Source organism: Bosea sp. RAC05 (assembly GCF_001713455.1).
In the GTDB taxonomy this organism is placed as follows: Bacteria; Pseudomonadota; Alphaproteobacteria; order Rhizobiales; family Beijerinckiaceae; genus Allobosea.
Map to the genome: position 1 here is coordinate 370554 of NZ_CP016463.1, position 14277 is coordinate 384830.

The window sequence follows — 14277 nt, forward strand, 5'->3', positions numbered from 1 at the left end:
CTGGCTATGTCGGACGCGTCGAGCAAGATCGGTTCCATCGCCCAGGTCAGGGCAAACCGCGAGTTCTACGTCGCCGAGCGCAACAAGGCGTACTCGGACTGGAGCGAGTCGCTTCATCGCGAGATGCTTCAGAATGCCGTCGATTCCGGCGCCAGGACGATCAAGATCTCGATCACGAGCGAGGCCGGGCGGGGTGTGCTCGGCCGCCCTGCCGAACTGAAGAATGTCACCCGCGTCGTCTATGAGGATGACGGCCGTGGGATGACCGCAGACGTGCTCGAAAACGTCTATTTCTCGATGCACGGCACGACCAAGCGCGATGGCGACAGCGTCGGCGGCTTCGGCCGGGCTCGGTTGATGACGACCTTTTCCCAACCCCGGTTCTTCATCCGGACCGGCGATCGCTGGGCCCAGGGCGTGGGCTCGGAATACGCTCTTCGGACGGTGGATGAGGCGCTCGCAGAACTGCGCGTCTGGAAATTGGCAGCAGAGCAGCGGTACGTCGATGCCAGACAGGCGGGCGACAGCTACGAGGCTGACCGCCATCGCGCTGAAGTGGAGGCACTGGAAGCCGACATCGCCAGCATGACTGAGCAGCCCAAGGTGCTCAAGGGTTGCAGGGTCGAACTGGATCTCGATGTCTCGGACAACGAAACTCCCAGCCGCCGGCCTACGGTCGAGCGCATGCTCGACACCCTCAAGTCCTATCTGACCAAGTCCAGCCTGAAGGCGAAGGTCGAGATCAACGGCGAGGCCTTCGTCCCCGGCAAGGTGGCGGTGAAGCCTCCGATCAAGATCCTGGCCTCGATCTATGATGACGAGATCCCGACCGCCTGGCGCAACAACCCCAAGATCGAGATCATGGAGGGCGCATCGGGGCGCCATGATATCGCATTCGGCGAGATCCGGCTGGTCGACCCATCCAAGGAGCACGGCCTGCCCAAAGGGTCGATCCTCGTGCGGTCGTCGGGCGCGCTGATGTTCGAGACGACGTCCGGCAGTGCCTCGCACACGCTGATCCTGGAACTGGATCCGAGCATGGCGCGTGATGTCATGACGTCCAACCGGGACGGGCTGCGCGACAGCTTCCGCACGGCGCTGGAAGAGTTCTCGCAGCGCATGGCGACGGACACCGACGAGGCGCTGCGTGGAAAGCCGCGCAGCGAATTCAGTGTTCTCGCCGGCGGCAAAGGTCACATGATGACCATCCCGCCAGTCCGCACGGGCATGCCTGCGGACGCTGACTGGTCCGCTCCTGTCACGGCCGGGTTTGCGACGGCCCGCGCGAAGAAGCTCTCGATCGAGGCTGCGGACCAGACCAACGGCAAGCGCTTCAGCGACTGGATGTGGGATGATTTCCTCAAGGACGGATTCGAGTCGGTGCCGCCGACCGCGTTCCTGTCGCTGATCAAGGACGTCCAGACGCGCGGCGAAGCCAAGGGCACCTTCCTCGATGGCTACCATGCGAAATCGGAGGTCGATGCCTTCGTCCAGACCGCTCAGCGGTATGGCGAACGCAAGGCGCTGACATCGGCTTCTCGCTATCTCTTCGGCTTCATCACGAGCAACCTGAAGCTCAGGATGGCAATTGCCGACGAGGAGGAGAGCGTCCGCAACCGGGAAAAGCTCGCCGATCTGAACGATTTCCCAATCTGGAAGGAGAATTGCGACCCGGATACCGAGCGCCTGGGCGAGGCCGAGGCGAAGAAGATGCGCCGCGACTTCGCCAAGGCCACGAGGAAGATGGATCCGCGCAACTGGGAGCTCGAAAACGGCAAGGGCCTGCAGGCGCGCAAGCTGCTGGCCGTCTGGCAGGTCGCGGTCCAGCAGATCGTCGAGATCGCTCGCGAGCAGGTTCCGACGCTGCCGGCCTTCCCCTATTCGGTAGGCTGGATCATGAGCCAGCCGACTTGGAGCTACAACTCCCTGTCGGGGAATGATGCCTGGACCAACAAGGCTGCGGCCTTCTATCGACCCGATCCCAGCGGGGACATGCGCTATTTCCTGCTGAACCCGCTCGACAACAATTTCCAACTCGCGTTCAACCCGGCCAAGCCAGACGATCGGCACGAGATCATCGCGCTCGCAGCTCATGAGGTCGCGCACATCTTCGCGCCGGCCGATCACAACCAGAACTTCGCGAACGCGTTGACGTCCCTCATGGTCGGGCTCACCCCGAAGCGGGTGCGCGAGCTGAACAAGGAGATCGACGAGACACTGCGTGCCATCGACCGTATGTACGGACGCGGCCGCACCCGCGTCGTCGCCCTGGACAACGAGAAGGGGCTGCGGCCGGCGAGCCGGTTTCTGGATTCGCTGACAGCCCCTGGAGCTGAGACAATCAGCCATGACAGCGCAGGGTTCACGGTCGACTGCGATCGGCTGTCCGAGGTCGAGGGTGAGTTCGTCGACGACCCGATGCTCACGCCGGCAATTTGAACAGCCAGACGCCCGGCGTCAGCCGAGCGCTTGCTCAAAGCGTGTCGAGAATTCGAGCTGCCTTGTTCTTCAGGCCCCGGCCGGCCTGATGGTAGCGTCCAGCCGTGCGGATGTCGGAATGCAGAGACAGCTCCATGGCTTCGACCAGGCTGACACCCTGCAAGCCGGTCTCGGTCATGAAGCCTGACCTGAGCGAATGAGCGCCAAATGGTGACGGGTCGAAACCCGCGCCTGCAGCCAATCGCTTGACGATGCGGTTGACCTGGCCCGGCGCCAGAGCTCGGCCTGACACTGTGCCGTCTGGCAGGACTGCCCGGAAGATTGGTCCCTTCGTGATGCCGGCCGACGAAAGCCAGGCATCCATCGCCACCGCAGCACGACCCGCGACGGGAACGGTGCCGGCGTCACCGTCTTGGCTCGTCTTCGTCACCCCCATTTCATAGACGAAGTCGTCGCCATGCCGGACGAGGCGCTCGACCACAGCGCCTGCGACTTCCGATCGTCTGCGGCCGCCGCTTGCAAACGCGAACAGGACGAGCGCGAGGTCTCGCTTGCCGCGAAGGTCATCTCCGCAGACATCCATCAACGGCTGCAGAAGTTCGAGGACGAGCGCGGACTTCCTGCGGGGGGCATAGCCACGCCGCGCGGCAGCTCGGCCGGCCTTGGACAGAAACAGCCGGAAGCGCGGATCCTCGAAAGGATTGGGCAGGCCCTTTGCTCGATGCAGAGCAGACAGTGACGAAACGCGTCTGCGAATGGTCGAGATGGCCAAAGGACCTGTGGTGGATTTGACCTTGCGACGACAGAGTTCGGCGTCGATCTCGGCCGGCAGGCCATCGAGATGATCGACGACGAACATGATCGCCGCATCCACCGAGCACGGCTGACAGGAGACTTTCCGGAGCTCCGACCAGGCTGACCAGTAGCGAAGATCGGCGCCATAGGCTCGAAGTGTGTTGGCTGCGGTGCCTTCCTCAAGGATCCGCCGGGTGGCATCGACGAAGCCGTCCGGAAGAGACGGTCCTCCAGACACGATCATCTGCTGCGCGTCGCTCAACGTCGATTCCACCACGAGCCCTTAAGGATTGGTTTCAGGATCATCCAGAAGGATGCGTCCGGCAAGGTGGGGGTGCGCGATCAAGTTCTAGCGAAATGACCATGGACCAAGGCCTGATCGATCGGAAAATCCGGCAAAGCCCCATTTTTGGGCCAAAAATGCCGAGATTTGGCAGTTTCGTGGATGACCAAAGGTCAAAGGAATGTCAGTTCACAAGTGAACGGAGATTCGATTGCGCTTGTGTGCATTGAAGGAGAGCGTGAATTGAGCTTAAAATCCGTCTTGCGACAGACCTTTTGGCGGGCTAGGAAAGCGAGGTCGATAATGGTGGATTATCGAGCCTCTACAGGTCGGATGAGGCACCAATCCATGGCGCTCAAGGAGGAAAATCGAACGGATAACGATGCAACGAAGCGCAAGTGAATCGCAATTCGCTTGCAAACCGAGCAACGGCCGCCTTTCGAGCCGGATTGGCCAGGGCAGCCGCAGACTGGAGTTAGGGATGCCGCAAATGAACTCAGGTGACGCTCCTGGCGGGCGAGACGCCTCATTCTGGATGGGCGAGACGCCCTTCGAGGATCCCATTCCCCTCGTTTCCATCGATCGGGAAACGTCCCGGGCCACGCCTTATGAAGACGATCCGGGCGGTATCGCCCTTCACGCCCAGGAGGCAGCTCAAAACTATCTCGCTGCTGCCGAGCGCCTGATCCCGGGTTCGAAGAAGGGTCTGCACATCGTTTTCGACCCCGGCCTCGTTGCCGACGGCAATCGCAGTGCCAAGTACCTCATCGTCGCCGGCGAAGAGCCCTCGCTTGCTCAGAACATCGCCGACATCAGCCAGCGCAAGATTGGCCGTTACGACCTCATCGTCGTCATCGGGCCCGCGGTCGCTGGTTGGGATGGTGACGAAGCCGAGTTCGAAGAGCAGGTGTCGAGCGACCTCGCGCACCTCGTCGCGACCCTCTTCCCCGTCAAATCCGAGGGCCCGATCGCTGTCATGATGCCCTGGCTGGTGCGCATGTCGGCTTCCATCGCGCTGACGAAGGGAGCATCCGAGAGCTACCTCGAAAAGTCGGCAACCCGTTGCTTCGCTGGGCTGGCCTCTGCCTATGACGGCACATGGAATGCCACGGGGCAGGCCATCACCAAGTTCCCGGCATGGTTCCCGCTGTCTGACGCCATTGCGCGAGAGACTGTGGTGCGCCGCGCCAGGTCCAACAATCCGGCTGTCCTCGAAGACGTTGCCAACATCGTGCATGACGCGATCGCATCGTCTCTGGTCAGCCTCGGCATTCCGGTCGACACTCGTCGCAACGCGATGGAATCGCGATTCCCGGCGATGAATTGACAGGGGTGCGACTTGGACGAACGCTTTGCGCTGGCGAATGCCAGTGCAGCCATGGCCCGTCTCGACGAAAGCATGCGGCATCACCGTATGCCAGCCGTCGCGCGGGCCTGGATGCTGCGATCTGAGACACTGGCGATCATGGAGTGCTCTGAGGGCGAAAAAGTCCCAGAGCAGATCCTTTGCCATCTGCTCGTCGACGACCTCTACGGGTTATCGAACCTGAAGCAGAGGGTTTCGGTCTGCATCCACGCGGCGCTCGATCGGGCTATCGATGGCCCGCAGGGCGATGAAGACGTTGCCGACTGGCTCACCGCGGTGTGGAGCGAATCCGAGAGCTCCAACCGACATCTCGATGCCGGCGCCGCGGAATGGCGCAACGAGACTTCGATCTGGGAATCGGCAGCACCGATCCGCAGCATTCTCGGTACGCGCTCCTACTCGATGACCGCTGAGTGTCTGCGGCAGCTCTGGCTTTCGCCGTCCTTCGATGGCAAGGGGCGCAGAATGGCGTTGCTGCTCGCCCCGCACTTCCTCAAAATGACGTTTGATGCACCGCTGGCCCAAGTCGGTCTGGCTCGTGCCCTGAATGCCGACCCCGATGCGACGAAGCAGGCCAGCGCAGATCCGGAGACGTGGATCGCCCATTTCTTCGAGGCCGTCGCAGTCTCCGCGCGTCGCGCATATGAGGCGACACAGACCCTGTCTCGACTGACCATCGATCTGAACAACCTGATGCCCGCCGAGCGCGCGGGATCCAGGAAGGCCAAGGCGCTGGAGCTGTTCCTGCAGCGCCCGGTGCGGACTGTTCAGGACCTGGCGTCAGATTTGGGGATGTCGGATTACGGCACGACGCTGATCATCGAGAAGATGGTCAAGGCCGGCGTCGTCCAGAAGGCTGACGGCAGCAGCAAACAAAACCGCAGCTACGTGTGCCGAAAGGCTATGGCTGTCTGACCTGGCTGGCGCCGCGTCGCGAGGACTCTCAGTCCTTGGATCCATACCTAGTCATAATGATCTGATCGACCCAGGTCTCGTGTCCGGTGGCGTCGTGATGCCTGGCAGCGACGCCCATCGCGTTCCCGCTCGTCCAAATCGCCATCGAGCCGTTGCACTGGAAGCAGCCGGCCGTAACGGTGCGGCTCGACGCCGTGCGCCGCAATGCGAATGTGCTAACCTTGGGCGTCTTGCTGCTCATGGCTTGCCGTTCTGGGCGACGGCCGAGATCGCGAGATAGGACACATACGTCGCCACGATCTTCTTCACGTAGCCGCGTGTCTCTCTGAACGGGATCAGTTCGATCCAGTCGACGATGTCGATCGCAGTGCCTCGAGGATCGCCGAAGCGACGGATCCAGTCGTTCGAGGCGCCGGGGCCGGCGTTGTAGGCGGCCGCCGCGAGCGTGACGTTGCCGCTGTACTGGGTCAGCATCTCGGCGAAATAGTGCGAGCCGACGGCCACATTGTAATTCCGATTGCTCGCGACGAGCCGGGGGTCGAGCGGCACACCTGTCTTTCGTGAGATCGCCCGCACTGTGCCAGGCATGATCTGCATGTCGCCCATGGCGCCGGCCGAGCTCACGATCTGCGACCTGAAATTGCTCTCGGTCTTGATAATCGCCAGGACCAAGTCCTTGTTCATCCGCGGGTCGTGCCAGAACAGCTCTGGCCTGGGGTAGTTAGGAGCGACCGCCGCGATCGCGCTGGTGGTGTCGGCCAGTCCAGCCTGCGAGGCGGCCAGCAGTCCGTAGAAGGTGTTCCGGTACATCGCCGCGGTCGTGTAGAGAGTTCGTGCCTCCTCACCCTTGCCCATGACCTGCAGGGTTCGACCGAGCCAGTAGCCAGCCATGGCCCTCAGAGCTGCCGGGTCCTCCGAGCTGCGTAGGCCGGCGGTCGCGATCGCCATCGACTTGAAATGACCGATCGCGACTTCGTTCTGACCGAGTGCGCGCAACGCCAGAAAGCCAGCGACGAAGTTCCGATCGACCTCTTCAGCGGCGGTGGCACCTCGATGCTGGGCGACGAGAGCATAGGCATTCTGCGGGTTGCCACGCTCGCGCCAGGTCATGGCTGCGTCGCGAACACGAAGCCAGGACGGGGATGCTGCCATTGCCAGCGAGGGTATCAAAACGATGGCGACGACAGCAGCAGCCAGAAGGCGGAACAGGAACATGAATGCGGCACCGAATCCTCAGATGAAGGATTGTGACTGGATGCCGGTGGCCCCTCAAGGATAAATATGCGAGTTCGTAAAATGCTGGTGATCAAATCCCCTTCGACGTAACCTGTAGTTCATATGACGGATCCGGCCAGGCCATCGAATTGCTGGCGCAATAGATGACTTCGGACGCTCCTAACGGCGTCCGTCCTATCGAAGGCAGTTCACACCGGTATGAAAGTGGCTGAGAGCAGGATCCAATGGATTGGCGGGTCAGATCTGCCCGAAAGCAAGATTATTGAAGCGGAGAAGGAATTCGGATTTAGCTTTCCACAAGCATTCAGGACCCTGCTTCAAAAGAATGATGGGGGACGCCCAGAATGCTGGATCGTGCCATTCTGCAATCCGCGCGGAGGCAATCTCGACATACGAACGGAGCTGTGTGAGATCATCTCTTTGAAGTCAGAAGGCGGCAAAATTTCGCCGTTCACAATGATAAATCGGAAAGTGAGATCACACACTACCGGATACGTCATATTTGCCGACGATATAGGCGGTAATTCGTTCGCTTTCGATTTCACAAAGGGATTTGATCCGACTATTGTTTTGATACCAGCGTTTGAATTTGATCCTATTTATGTGGCAGAAAACTATAATGAATTCACAAATTCAGCCATGACGAGCGATCTAGGTATCAATAGCGAGATATCATAGGTATTTCATAAGATGACACTCATTGTTCAATGGGAGATTATCGGAGTACCGCTGACAAGCGAGGACGTACGGGCAGCGGAAGCCGATCTCTGCACAAAGATTCCTCAAGAGCTGATCGATTTTATAGGCTCTCACGATGGAGGGTCGCCGAATATCGGCCCCATCGATTTCGAATCTGACAACGGTGAGCACGCGGAGAGGACGACGTTTGGGGAACTCTACCGGATTGGTCGCGGAGAAGGCGGCTCAGAATTTGTGAACGTGAACCGGCTCGTTGCGGAGCTCTATTGCCGGGATTTTCTCGTGTTTGGCTCAGACCCTGGGGGCTGGTTTTTTGGCTTCGACACGAGCGGCCCAGAGCGACCGGTGTGCGTGTTCATACGAGACACTGAAGAGAAGGTGCGGCTCGCCGACAGCCTTCAAGATTTTCTACGCAGAGCCGGGCCACCGGTGAATTGGAGTGACAAGTCGTGACCTCAGTACGAACCATGTTTCATCAGCTTTCCGTTGCCATCCTGCTGGCCAGCTCCGCGTGCGCTGTCCAGGCCCAGGAGCTCGACGGAGTGACCGGCGCGGCCAAGTCAGCCATCACCCGCTACGTTCAGGGGACGAGGATCCCTTGCTACAAGATGACGGGCGAGACGACCTGCCTCCTCAAGGAGACGGCCTCCGATGCCAAGGTGTTCTATGGCACGCTGAAGAACGACCCGGCGCCGATCGCAGTCGCCTTCATCGGCTACCAGTATGATGCCACCGGCAACGCGATGGACCAGATGGCTGTCGTCTTCAAGGAGGTCGGCGGGCGATGGACCGCGATCGGCCGGGCGGACAACACGATCGGGACCAACCCGCGCGCCCTGGAGTTCGGTTCGGGCGAGATCAGCTACACCGGAACCGTGGTCGGCCCGCGGGACAATCGCGCAAACCCCAGGGGCAGCGCCCGCTTCAAGCTGGTGGTCTCCGAGCGAGCTGTGACGTTCGTGAAGTGAAGCCTCAGCGCTATCTGTAGACCTTCATGGTCCACCTGGGCCTGGGCGGACCTCTGACCAGGTCATAACAGCAGCCTGCCTAAGCAACGTCCCGCGCTCGTCCTCGACGCCAGCGACAGCGCCGAGCGCATCCCAATCGATCGCGGCTTCATCGATATCGATGGCCGCAACGAGCGCGATGCCGCCGGCTTCCGCCGTCTTCTCGACAGCAAAGCTCCGGGCGGCATCGATATCGGTCGTGACCCAGCTACCTGCCTTGATCGCTGCTAGCTCGGCATTTGTCCCGTGATAAACAATCACCCTTCGCTCCTGTCCGAACCAGCTAGCCATTATTGGTCGTGATTAGCCCAGAAGCATGCAAGGCATGGCCTCAGGCAACGAATCAGGAGATCCAGACCGTGGATGGGGATGGGTTCAAAGCAGCATTGAGTAAATTGGGCGTGAACCAAGCCGAGTTTGCCAGGCGGCATAATCTCAGTGTGCGAACGGTCCAGAACTGGGCTGGAAACGGACCGCCTGAGTTCATCGTTCCATTTTTTCGCGAGATGGTGCGGTACCATATTCAGAGCCCTTCACAGTTCCCAGGCGGCGAAGAAACCGTGCACAACGCATGCACTGCGATCGACGCCGGGATGCATCAGCTCGTGCTGACCGCAAGACGTGCGGGATGGGACAAAAAAATGGTTCTGGCTGCCATGATCAATTGGGTTTCTGGAGAGCTTGTCGCGCGCTCGCCCCAGGAATGAATGTCACCCCACCTGTCAGCTCGCTATTGCGACATCGACCAATTTAGGCCTGAGCTTCAAAAGCGCCGCCGCGCCCTGATCTATTTGTGACCTATCAGGTCAAAACCGACGAATTTTTGGGACGTATGGTTCGGGCGCTGCGGGTGCGACAGGGGCCTCGGCGCGCTTGGCCGCATTGTCGTCGGCGCCGGCGTTGCGAAGACGGATCGCGCTCGGGCCAGTGATATCGACGACCTTCGGGACGAGCGGCGCAGGCACGATCGACGTGGTCATCGCTGACGGGAGTTGCGGCGCAGCCTGCAGCAGGCCAGGCGGCAAACCAGGGACCTGGACAGGGGTCACGCCAACTCCGTTCGCAGCTGCCAGAGGCATCGTGCTCACAGGACTGGTCGGCACAGCCTGGGTGGGCGCCACCGGAACGATCGCGAGGTTGGGGATAGGCTCGAACGACTTTCCCTTGCGACGACCCTTGGATGTCGGAGCAGCCACCGCGGCTGCGATCGCAGGCGCCTGGGGAGGCGGCGGGACGACGGCACCGGATAAGGTCAAGGGCGCAGCGCCAGCTGCGAGAGGTGGCGCTCCACCCGGCTGCTGGGCATAGGCGAGCGATGCCGCGCTCGGAGGCCCAACAGGCACCAGCCCCTGGGCGACACCCGTAGCCGCGGGTGCTTGGGCAGCCTGCTGGCGTGCGGCGGCCGGAGCATTGGGGTCGAGGCCACCACCTGCGAGGATCCTGCGGATATCAGGCTCGACGCCGGCGGCCGATGGTGAGACCTGAGCGGTCGCTGTCGGCGTATTCGTCGTCTGGCAGGCAGACAATGCCGCGCAGAAAGCTGCTGCGATGGCGGCCTGACTGATCTTGTGGCGATCGAAACGCATTACCTCTCCAACGAATCGTCACTGCACAAACGACGAGAGAGGACACCACGGCCGCTCTCGCCTCTCAAGGACTGTCCTGCCAATCCATGTTGATTGGTCAGGACAGTGTGGTCAGCCCTGCCCCTGGAGGAAGGGAGGCAGGAAATCGTCTCCGGATCCCGCTGACTTGGGCGTTTCGAAGCTCGGGATGAAATCGGCTTCGTTCTTCACCACGTTCGCAGTTGCGACGGGATCGGCACCGAAGGACGGAACGAAGTCGGGCTCGGCCTTGGCAGCCGGCGCAGAAATGACCTCGCTGGCCGCAGCATGGGCGGGGTCGAACGGGTTCAGCACGTCGTCTTCTGTCTTCAGATCCGGGGCGGCGTCCGAGGCTGGCTCGCTCTCTTCGCGTTCGCCGGAGTCGGCCTGGTCTGCCGCGACGACGTCTTCGTGCAATGCCGGCTCGCGATCATCGGCCAGCGGAGCAACATCGTCGGGAACTTCACCCTGGTCCATCGGATCGCCGTTCTCGGCCGCGCCCGAACGATCTTCGGTGTCCAGCGCCGCCGCCGAGATCGCGGCCGCAGGAGCCACTTCCACGACCGCGGCGGGCCGGGCGCGGCGCTGTCGCGGCTTCGAAGCCTCGGCATCGACTGCAGGCGTCTCCGGCGGAACCGATGCCGGCGGAGCGGTCTCCGGAGAAACCGCAGCCATCACGGGCTTCTCGACCACCGAAGCCGAGGAACCGGCCGCCGCTGCGCCAGCAGCGATCGGCGAAACGTAGCCCGGTGTCGAGGGAACGCTGACGATCCCAGAGAGCAGCGCGAGGCGGCTCTCCACCAGCTTGTCCAGCGTGTCGCGATCGATGCCGAAGACTTCGATCTGACGGCCGATCGCTTCGAAGGCTTCGTCGCCGGTACGCCTCTCTTCGAGGACAGCATCGAGATCGGCCTGCAGCGCAGAGATCTGGCTGCGCAGGCTGCTGACGCGCGGCTCGAAGATCAGCCGGGAAATTGCCAGCCGGTCGGCGTCGGCCAGGAGGGTGTGAAGTTGGGCTTGGCCGGTCATTCGGACGGCTCCTCGTTGGCGATGTCAGTGGAGAGGGCGGGGGAAGCGGCAGGAAGCGGCGAGCTGGGAGTACCATCGTCCTCGAGGCCCTCCTCCGCTCCGTCGTCGGACGCAATCCGAGCCACGCCCGAAACCTTCTGCCCCTCTGGAAGCGAGAAGACGCGAACCCCCTTGGTCGCACGTCCGAGCGAGCTGATGTCGCTGACCCGCGTACGGATCGCCTGTCCGCCGTCCGTAACGATGACCAGACCGTCGTCGTCGTTGACGGGCAGGCAGGTAACCAGGTCGCCGGTCCCCTCGTTGATGACGGCGCCGACGATCCCGGAGCCGGAACGGCCGGTGACGCGATACTCGTGGCTGGAGGTACGCTTGCCGTAACCCAGCGCGCTGATGGTCAGCAGGAAGCGCTCCTCGGCTGCCATCTCCGCCATGCGCGGGACAGACAGCGTCACCTTGACCCGATCCGGCTTGTCGGCTTCGGGGGCGTCTTCGACCGTCACGTTGTCGGTGATCCGGGACTCGCCCTGCTCGTTGACGAGGTCGCCCTTCTTGAGGAACAGCGTGCCCTTGGCGAGATAGAGGTCGCGCTCGATCCAGTTGGCATCGGTGTGGGCCAGGATGCAGGCATCGACCACGAAGTCCTTGCCGTCCTTCCCCTTGAACGAGATGCCGCGGACGCCAGTCGACAGGTTGCTGGCGATGATCCGCAGATCCTCGATCGGGAAGCGGATGACCTGGCCCGATGCGGTTGCCAGCAGGATGTCCTCGTCATCCCGGGCGACCAGCACCGAGACGATCTTGCCGATGCTGCTGCCGTCCTCGTTCTCCAGGCGCATGGCGATCTTGCCGCCGCGACGCAGGTCGGAGAAGTCGGTTGCGCGGCTGCGCCGGACGTCGCCGAAATCGGTGACGAAGAGCAGGTTCAGGTTGTCGAGGCTGGCGCGATCCTCGGGCAGAGGGACGAGTGAGCGGACGGAATCGCCCGGCTTCAGCTCGATGAAGTTGACGATCGGGCGACCCTTCGCGTTCGCGTTCGCGTCGGGCAGACGGTGGGCCTTGATCGCGTAGACGTGGCCCTTGGCGGTGAAGGCGAGAAGCGGAGTGCGGGTCGTGCAGACGCTCGTGGAGATGACGAAATCGTCGTCCTTGGTCTCCATGCCGGTCTTGCCCTTGCCGCCGCGGCGCTGGGCGCGATAGGCCGAGAGCTCGGTGCGCTTGACGTAGCCGCTGCTGGTCAGCGTGACGACGACGTCGCGGCGCTCGATGAGAGCCTCGTTGTCGATCTCATCGGCCTCGGTGGTCTCGATCCGGGTCAGACGCTTGTTGGCGTGCTTGTCGCGGATCTCCATGAACTCCATGCGGATGACGTTATCGAGAACCCTGCGGTCGCTCAGGATAGGCAGAAGGCCGCGGATGGTGGCGGCGATCGTCCGCAGTTCATTGGCGATCTTGTCGCGACCCATGCGGCTGAGCTGCTTCAGGCTGACTGCCAGGATGGCATTGGCCTGCGGAAGCGAAAGCCGGAAAGTGGCGGCCGGCGCGGCGTCGGGATCGGCGTCACGAATAAGGGTCGCCAGTTCCTCAGTGATCGCGAAGTCGATCTGCATCAGCTTGGAGGCAGCCTCGTCGTCGTCCTCGGCCGAGCGGATCAGAGCGATGATCTGATCGATCCGGTCCATCGCCGCATAGAGCGCGATCTGCTTGAGCTGCCGGCCGCGTGCCTCGTCGAGCTCGTGGATCGTGCGCTTCGTCACGCACTCACGCCGAAACGCCACGAACTCGGTCAGGATCTGCTGCAGGCCCATCTCGTTGGGCTGACCCTTGGAATTCAGGCAGGTCGCGTTGTAGCCGAACGTCGACTGGAAGTCGGTGTACTTGCGAAGCGCGTTGAGCACGACCGCAGGCTCGGCGTCGGGCTTCAAGTCGATGACGACGCGCATCGACTCCTGATTGGACTCGTCGCGGATATCGGAGATCCCGCCGAAGGGCCGGTACTGCGAGACGCTCGCATCGTCGACCTTCGCCTTGGCGACCATGTTGACGTACTCGGCGATCTTCTCGACGAGAAAGGTCTTGTTGACGTCATAGGGCAGCTCGGTGATCACGATGCGATTGCGGCCGCGCTTGCCCTCCTCGATCACGGCGATGCCCGACATCATGATCGAGCCACGTCCGGTCAGGTAGGCCTGTCGGATACCGCTGCGCCCCATGATGATGCCGGCGGTGGGGAAGTCCGGGCCGGGCATGACCTGCATCAGGTCGTCGAGCGTCGCATGCTCGTTGTCGAGCACGATGAGACAGGCGTCGATCACTTCGCCCAGATTGTGGGTCGGGATGTTGGCCGCCATGCCGACGGCAATGCCCATCTGGCCGTTGACCAGAAGGTTCGGAAAGCGAGCCGGAAGAACGACGGGCTCCTTCTCCTTGCCATCGTAGTTCGGCTTGAAGTCGACCGTCGACTTGTCGATGTCGGCAGTCAGGAAGTGCGCCAGACGCGTCATCCGGGATTCGGTGTAACGCATGGCGGCCGGGGGATCGCCATCCATCGAACCGAAATTGCCCTGGCCGTCGATGAGGGGGTGGCGGACCTTGAAGTCCTGCGCCAGGCGGACCAGGGCGAAGTAGATCGCCTGGTCGCCATGCGGGTGATACTTACCCATCACGTCGCCGACGATGCGGGCCGATTTCTTGTAGGGCTTGTTGGCGTCGTAGCCGCCCGTCTCCATGCCGTACATGATGCGGCGGTGAACTGGCTTGAGGCCGTCCCGAACGTCCGGCAGGGCACGGCTGACGATCACGCTCATCGCGTAATCGAGGTAGTCCTGCGAGAAGATCTTCGAGATGTCGGCGATCTCGATCCGATCGCCGCCGGACGGCGGGGCACTCTGTTCGGTCATGTCGGGC

The 14277-nt window shown here is 62.1% G+C and carries 14 protein-coding genes; 7 read left to right on the forward strand and 7 right to left on the reverse strand.

The window, feature by feature from the left end; translation table 11 throughout:
• The first annotated feature begins 6 nt into the window (after window positions 1–6).
• Complete coding sequence (locus BSY19_RS01805) at window positions 7–2439, forward strand: ATP-binding protein (protein WP_069052602.1); 2433 nt, start codon at window positions 7–9, stop codon at window positions 2437–2439.
• A gap of 34 nt (window positions 2440–2473) precedes the next feature.
• Here BSY19_RS01805 and BSY19_RS01810 read toward each other — a convergent pair whose 3' ends face one another.
• The gene (locus BSY19_RS01810) at window positions 2474–3496 is read right to left on the reverse strand and encodes a tyrosine-type recombinase/integrase (RefSeq protein WP_083247321.1); all 1023 of its coding nucleotides are present in this window, start codon (window positions 3494–3496) and stop codon (window positions 2474–2476) included.
• A 511-nt stretch (window positions 3497–4007) separates the two neighbouring features.
• Between BSY19_RS01810 and BSY19_RS01815 the strand changes: the two genes are divergently transcribed.
• Together BSY19_RS01815 and BSY19_RS01820 are read left to right on the forward strand one after the other, a co-directional pair.
• Window positions 4008–4844, forward strand: a complete 837-nt coding sequence (locus BSY19_RS01815; protein WP_150129397.1) for a hypothetical protein — start codon at window positions 4008–4010, stop codon at window positions 4842–4844.
• A 12-nt stretch (window positions 4845–4856) separates the two neighbouring features.
• On the forward strand, window positions 4857–5798 hold the full coding sequence (locus BSY19_RS01820) for a hypothetical protein (protein ID WP_150129398.1): 942 nt from the start codon (window positions 4857–4859) through the stop codon (window positions 5796–5798).
• A 28-nt stretch (window positions 5799–5826) separates the two neighbouring features.
• Here the strand turns inward: BSY19_RS01820 and BSY19_RS01825 are convergent, their stop codons facing one another.
• Window positions 5827–6039 (reverse strand): hypothetical protein, encoded by a 213-nt coding sequence (locus BSY19_RS01825; RefSeq protein ID WP_069052605.1) that lies wholly within the window; start codon window positions 6037–6039, stop codon window positions 5827–5829.
• Complete coding sequence (locus tag BSY19_RS01830; RefSeq protein ID WP_083247322.1) at window positions 6036–7013, reverse strand: lytic transglycosylase domain-containing protein; 978 nt, start codon at window positions 7011–7013, stop codon at window positions 6036–6038. The genes BSY19_RS01825 and BSY19_RS01830 overlap by 4 nt, the downstream gene beginning before the upstream one ends.
• A gap of 219 nt (window positions 7014–7232) precedes the next feature.
• On the opposite strand from BSY19_RS01830, the gene BSY19_RS26855 reads away from it, so the two are divergent.
• The 3 genes from BSY19_RS26855 (at window position 7233) to BSY19_RS01835 (ending at window position 8701) form a co-directional block, all read left to right on the forward strand.
• Window positions 7233–7712, forward strand: a complete 480-nt coding sequence (locus tag BSY19_RS26855) for an SMI1/KNR4 family protein (protein WP_083247323.1) — start codon at window positions 7233–7235, stop codon at window positions 7710–7712.
• A 12-nt stretch (window positions 7713–7724) separates the two neighbouring features.
• Window positions 7725–8186, forward strand: coding sequence for an SMI1/KNR4 family protein (locus BSY19_RS26860; protein ID WP_083247324.1), 462 nt, complete (start codon window positions 7725–7727; stop codon window positions 8184–8186).
• Between the two features lie 89 nt (window positions 8187–8275).
• Window positions 8276–8701: a hypothetical protein gene (locus tag BSY19_RS01835; RefSeq protein ID WP_150129399.1), complete on the forward strand. Its 426-nt coding sequence runs from the start codon at window positions 8276–8278 to the stop codon at window positions 8699–8701.
• Between the two features lie 24 nt (window positions 8702–8725).
• Here the strand turns inward: BSY19_RS01835 and BSY19_RS01840 are convergent, their stop codons facing one another.
• Window positions 8726–9031 carry a hypothetical protein gene (locus tag BSY19_RS01840; protein WP_069052608.1) on the reverse strand — a complete coding sequence of 102 codons (306 nt, stop codon included), beginning with the start codon at window positions 9029–9031 and terminating at the stop codon, window positions 8726–8728.
• A 68-nt stretch (window positions 9032–9099) separates the two neighbouring features.
• Here BSY19_RS01840 and BSY19_RS27310 point away from each other — a divergent pair, with 68 nt between their 5' ends.
• Window positions 9100–9447: a helix-turn-helix domain-containing protein gene (locus tag BSY19_RS27310; RefSeq protein ID WP_150129400.1), complete on the forward strand. Its 348-nt coding sequence runs from the start codon at window positions 9100–9102 to the stop codon at window positions 9445–9447.
• Between the two features lie 99 nt (window positions 9448–9546).
• On the opposite strand, the gene BSY19_RS27315 is transcribed toward BSY19_RS27310, so the two are convergent.
• From BSY19_RS27315 to gyrA, 3 genes are all read right to left on the reverse strand, one after another.
• Complete coding sequence (locus BSY19_RS27315) at window positions 9547–10326, reverse strand: hypothetical protein (protein WP_150129401.1); 780 nt, start codon at window positions 10324–10326, stop codon at window positions 9547–9549.
• Between the two features lie 111 nt (window positions 10327–10437).
• Complete coding sequence (locus BSY19_RS01845; RefSeq protein WP_069052609.1) at window positions 10438–11373, reverse strand: hypothetical protein; 936 nt, start codon at window positions 11371–11373, stop codon at window positions 10438–10440.
• Window positions 11370–14270, reverse strand: coding sequence for a DNA gyrase subunit A (gyrA, locus tag BSY19_RS01850; RefSeq protein WP_069052610.1), 2901 nt, complete (start codon window positions 14268–14270; stop codon window positions 11370–11372). The genes BSY19_RS01845 and gyrA overlap by 4 nt, the downstream gene beginning before the upstream one ends.
• Window positions 14271–14277: the final 7 nt, after the last annotated feature.

Coding starts and splice junctions, on each gene's coding strand:
- BSY19_RS01805 (WP_069052602.1), top strand. CDS start 7: ATGTCGGACGCGTCGAGCAAGATCGGTTCCATCGCCCAGGTCAGGGCA.
- BSY19_RS01815 (WP_150129397.1), top strand. CDS start 4,008: ATGAACTCAGGTGACGCTCCTGGCGGGCGAGACGCCTCATTCTGGATG.
- BSY19_RS01825 (WP_069052605.1), bottom strand. CDS start 6,039: ATGAGCAGCAAGACGCCCAAGGTTAGCACATTCGCATTGCGGCGCACG.
- BSY19_RS01830 (WP_083247322.1), bottom strand. CDS start 7,013: ATGTTCCTGTTCCGCCTTCTGGCTGCTGCTGTCGTCGCCATCGTTTTG.
- BSY19_RS26855 (WP_083247323.1), top strand. CDS start 7,233: ATGAAAGTGGCTGAGAGCAGGATCCAATGGATTGGCGGGTCAGATCTG.
- BSY19_RS26860 (WP_083247324.1), top strand. CDS start 7,725: ATGACACTCATTGTTCAATGGGAGATTATCGGAGTACCGCTGACAAGC.
- BSY19_RS01840 (WP_069052608.1), bottom strand. CDS start 9,031: ATGGCTAGCTGGTTCGGACAGGAGCGAAGGGTGATTGTTTATCACGGG.
- BSY19_RS27315 (WP_150129401.1), bottom strand. CDS start 10,326: ATGCGTTTCGATCGCCACAAGATCAGTCAGGCCGCCATCGCAGCAGCT.
- BSY19_RS01845 (WP_069052609.1), bottom strand. CDS start 11,373: ATGACCGGCCAAGCCCAACTTCACACCCTCCTGGCCGACGCCGACCGG.
- gyrA (WP_069052610.1), bottom strand. CDS start 14,270: ATGACCGAACAGAGTGCCCCGCCGTCCGGCGGCGATCGGATCGAGATC.